The organism is Pseudomonadota bacterium, from assembly GCA_039714795.1.
GTDB lineage: Bacteria > Pseudomonadota > Alphaproteobacteria > JAGOMX01 > JAGOMX01 > JBDLIP01.
The window spans coordinates 1-4,508 of sequence record JBDLIP010000131.1; the positions used below are offsets into that span (position 1 = coordinate 1).

The 4,508-nt window shown below is 42.0% G+C and carries 4 protein-coding genes; 3 read left to right on the forward strand and 1 reads right to left on the reverse strand.

What is annotated here, in order from left to right; genetic code table 11:
• Positions 1-705 precede the first annotated feature (705 nt).
• Positions 706-2,049, forward strand: coding sequence for a DEAD/DEAH box helicase (locus ABFQ95_07720; GenBank protein ID MEN8237408.1), 1,344 nt, complete (start codon positions 706-708; stop codon positions 2,047-2,049).
• Positions 2,050-2,416: 367 nt separating this feature from the next.
• Here ABFQ95_07720 and ABFQ95_07725 read toward each other — a convergent pair whose 3' ends face one another.
• Positions 2,417-2,683: a hypothetical protein gene (locus tag ABFQ95_07725; GenBank protein MEN8237409.1), complete on the reverse strand. Its 267-nt coding sequence runs from the start codon at positions 2,681-2,683 to the stop codon at positions 2,417-2,419.
• A gap of 99 nt (positions 2,684-2,782) precedes the next feature.
• Here ABFQ95_07725 and ABFQ95_07730 point away from each other — a divergent pair, with 99 nt between their 5' ends.
• Positions 2,783-3,544, forward strand: coding sequence for a response regulator transcription factor (locus ABFQ95_07730; protein MEN8237410.1), 762 nt, complete (start codon positions 2,783-2,785; stop codon positions 3,542-3,544).
• Between the two features lie 191 nt (positions 3,545-3,735).
• Entirely contained in the window at positions 3,736-4,227 is a 492-nt protein-coding gene (locus tag ABFQ95_07735) for a GyrI-like domain-containing protein (protein MEN8237411.1), read from the forward strand.
• Positions 4,228-4,508 lie beyond the last annotated feature (281 nt).

Sequence of the window (4,508 nt, forward strand, 5' to 3'; positions counted from 1 at the left end):
CACACAGCCACAGATTTTACATTCCACCCGCTTACGATACAGGCCATAACGTCGATTTGACGCCGGGTAAACTCAATCCCACTGATTTCCTTTAGGTGGTTGGAATAAAAATCTTCAGAAACACTACCTTTTTTAGTCAACATAATCTTCACCTTCGTTTTTGCATTGAAAGGCATTGATCTATTTCAAGATCAGAATCTATACTCAAAGACAAATGGACCTCCTTATTCTATGTTACGTTCAAAGTGCTTACTTAACCAACACAAACTCCACACTTAATAGAATACTGTCAGACTAAAGAGTTTCATCTGTTGTTGGCATGCATTCAGTAGTGTTTCCTCTTTTAGCACAAATGTTGGGTCCACTGCAAATTTTTTAAACAACTTAAGCCAACATCCGTGATGATGGTCCGTAGGCAGCCTATTTTCACTGAACAATCCTGCAACTTAAGCGGAAAAACTTGCTTTTCCAACAAAAACATCTATATGTTACGTATCTGGGTTTGTAACTGCCGTAATATTATATACCAACGGAAAATCAAAACCTCTCGTTTTGAACTCTTTGAGCTTATCAGTAGAGAGCGTATCAGTAGACGATAGGTTTTGATTTTCCCGCACTATTATATCGCTGCACCCCTTTATTATTAACGTCTAATTAAAGCACGCAGGGCAAAGAACATGGTTTTGTGTGTAGGAAACATATGACATGGAAACGTTCCATCAATTCGATTTGCCCAAGGAATCTTTGCAGGCTTTAGCTGCCATGAATTTTCAAAAGCCAACGCCTGTTCAAGTACAAACCATTCCGGTTGCTCTGGAGGGCCTAGATATTTTGGGAACTGCACAAACAGGAACTGGTAAAACAGGGGCTTTTGCCATTCCTTTGTCGGCAAAAATTTTATCACATCCAGGTGAATCTGTGCTTGTCATGGCACCCACGCGTGAGCTGGCAACGCAAGTCATGAGCGTCTTTCATAAGTTACTGTCTGTTGATCGGTCGGTAAAAATGGCCCTTTTAATTGGTGGAGAAGCAATTGAAAGGCAAATTAGGCAGTTGGGCGCAAAGCCGCGTTTGATTGTTGGAACTCCGGGGCGTATTAATGACCATTTAAGGCGCAGGACCTTGAGGTTGAATCGAACGCATTCACTAGTTTTGGACGAAACGGATTTGATGCTGGATATGGGATTTGATGTACAAATTGATGCCATCATCAATAAGATGCCCAAAGACCGTCAAACTATGATGTTTTCAGCCACCTTACCAAAACAAATTGAGGGTATGGCCGGGAAATATTTAAAAAATCCGGTGCGGGTCAGTGTGGGGCGGGAATCAACTCCCATCAAGGCCATTGAGCAAGATGTGTTGGTGATGTCTGAGAGTGACAAATATACAGAGCTTCTCAAGCAGTTAGATCAACGCCAAGGATCGATCATTATTTTTGTAAGAACCAAACGGGGGGCAGATAAGCTTTCCGTGAAATTAAATAACAAAAAGCGGATAGCTGCTGCTATCCATGGTGACCTGCGGCAAAGCAAGCGAGAAAGTGCCTTAAGGGACTTTCGCAAGCAACAGTATCGCATCATGGTTGCAACGGACATAGCGGCTCGCGGTATTGATATCCCCCATATTCGTCATGTGATTAACTACGATTTGCCGCAATGTCCGAAGGATTATATTCACCGTATTGGACGTACAGCGCGTGCTGGTGGAACAGGTTCGGCAATCAGTTTTGTGACCAAGGGTGAGAAGAGGAAATGGTGGGCGATTGAAGGTTTGCTTGATCCATCGGCAAAGCGAGATATATCAAAATATCCAAAGGCCAAAGGGTCAAAACCAAATACTCGAAAGCATAAAAAATCTAAAAAAATTAAAAAGCACAAACCCGCCAATTCCAAAAATCTACCGTCACTTACTTCTAAAGAAGTTCCCAATTTTGTTGCGAAAAAATTTGAAAAGGATAGAAAATTTGAAAATAGTAGAAAAAAAGCAAAGCCTAAATCATTTTTTAAAAAGTGTGGCCGCAAATTGAAGGCACTACTCTCGGCATAATTTTGTGCTCATGCTGAGAAAGAGCCAACAAAACACTGCAAGATCGATTGATCAAAGAAATGCGCTTATCTCAGGGCAAAGGTTATCGTCTCAGGTATAAAACTGTGACTATTTGTGAGCATGTGGACGGAACACAGGAAGTATTCACAGACGAGCAAAAACTGGAATTTAGAATCCGTACACAGAAACAAAACCAGCCGCATGTATCTGACATCAAGGATCTAAACCACTTGATGGATCAAATTGTAAAAAAGTCCAACTGCAATACTGGGCATACAAGCCAAATTGCAGCTGCTTGAAAAGCCTAGAGGTTATTAGTTTACGAGATAACAAAAGCGGACATCAGAAAATTGCAGAAAGCGGGACATTAGAAAATTGCATTGACAGGGGTAAAAATGGGATCCTGAATCGTAAGCGTTTGGAATTCATTGGCCTTGCGGCCAGGAACTCCAAACGCAACGTCCAGGATGACGACCGAGAAGGTTGTAACCCCTTTTTGAATTATGCCTAATTTTTTAATTTCATCCTTGGGAGAAATCATTCCTTTAACTTCTGGTGGGGAAGTGTTAGACTTATTCAAATACTGAAGTTGCACCAAACTGTTGGTTTTCTGGCACGCACGTAGCGTGCTCACTTAACTGATGTAAATTGCGAGTTGGTCGTTACCATAGATCTCAACGGTTCAATGCAGCACGGGCAGAGTTAAAAAAACAATGAACTACAGGAGGACATCATGCGGGTTTTGGTTATCGAGGACGATCAATCAACTGCAAAGTCAATTCAGCTGACACTCAAATCAGAGGGATTTGTGTGTGATACCACATCCATTGGTGAAGATGGTTTAGAGATTGGCAAGCGGTATGATTACGATCTGATTATTTTGGATTTGATGCTGCCTGACATTGATGGGTATGAGATTCTTAGACGGTTGCGTGCAATCCAAGTCGCGACCCCAGTGATGATTCTTTCGGGGCTCTGCGATATCGAAGATAAAACGAAGGGATTGGGTTTTGGAGCTGATGACTATCTCACCAAGCCTTTTAATCGGGAAGAGCTGGTAGCTCGTGTGCGGGCCATTATTCGTCGTTCGCAAGGACACCCCCAATCAGCAATACAGGTTGGACGGCTTACGGTGAATCTGACGACTCGTATGGTTGAAGTGGATGGTGAGCCGATCCGCCTTACAGGTCGCGAATACGCCATTCTTGAATTGCTAGCGATGCGCAAAGGGGCGACTCTTTCAAAAGAGGTGTTCTTGAATCATTTATATGGCGGTATGGAAGAGCCCGAGTTTAAAATTATCGATGTATTCATCTGTAAGTTGCGTAAAAAATTGTCCGATGCCCTGGATGGTGAAAATTATATCGAAACAGTTTGGGGACGCGGCTACGTGTTGCGTGAACCTCGCGTAGAAGATGAGAAGTCTTTGAAGTTGGTTGACTCGAAGGTGGTTGATGGCGAAAGAGCAACAGCAACAGCTGCTATCCCTAGATAGATTACCCATTGTGAGATTTTTAATTTAAAAGGCGTCCGAGAGGGCGCCTTTTTTTGTGGGATGACGTCCGTGTTGGTTTCACTGAACAACCCTAAAGATAATCTGAGTGCTTTTGACATTGACAATGGAAAAGGGTAAGTTGTGAAACTTGACTCAAGATTTTATAGGAATAAGATAAAGGAGCCCCTCACATGAAAAAAACAATGATTGATTTACCAGAAGCTATGTTCGTTGGTCTTACCGTAAGAACAAACAATGCCAATGAAAGGGACCCCTCAAAAGCCAAAATTGCTGCCACTGTTCAGCGCTACCATCAAGAAGATATGCCAGATCAAATAGAAGATCGCATAAGGCCGGGTGTGACTTTTTGCGTATATACAGATTATGAAAGCGATTTTGCAGGTGATTACACTTTTTTTATTGGGGAAGAGGTTGAAGATTTTGAATATATACCTGAAGGCTTTAGGACTTTGATGATTCCACCTCAAAGTTATACTAGATTTACAACCAAGTCTGGCCCTATGCCAGATGTTGTGATTGGGGCTTGGCAGAATATCTGGAAAATGTCTCCTCAAGAATTAGAGGGTGCAAGGTCTTATATTGCTGATTTTGAAGTTTACAATGAGCGAGCAGCTGACCCTCAAAACACAGTGCTTGATATATATGTAGGCGTTGAAAAGTAGGGCGTGGTTCAAATTGGGGTTACACCAGGGCAGTTACGACCCGTAGGCAGAAAGACCTCTTATCCAAAACTCAGGTTAAATATAAAGGCTCTTTTGAAAAATGAGTGGGTAATTCAAATTTTATGTCGGTGAGCAGTGTGTATTGAGTTTGTTAAAATCTGAATCTCCTGCAAGTAAATAAATCATTGTTTTAAATGATTTATTCTTATCCCATTTTACTTTTCTTTTTACTGCTTGTTTGTTGGAAGTTCGTGGGGGCTCATTGCCGCCCCCACGAGCTT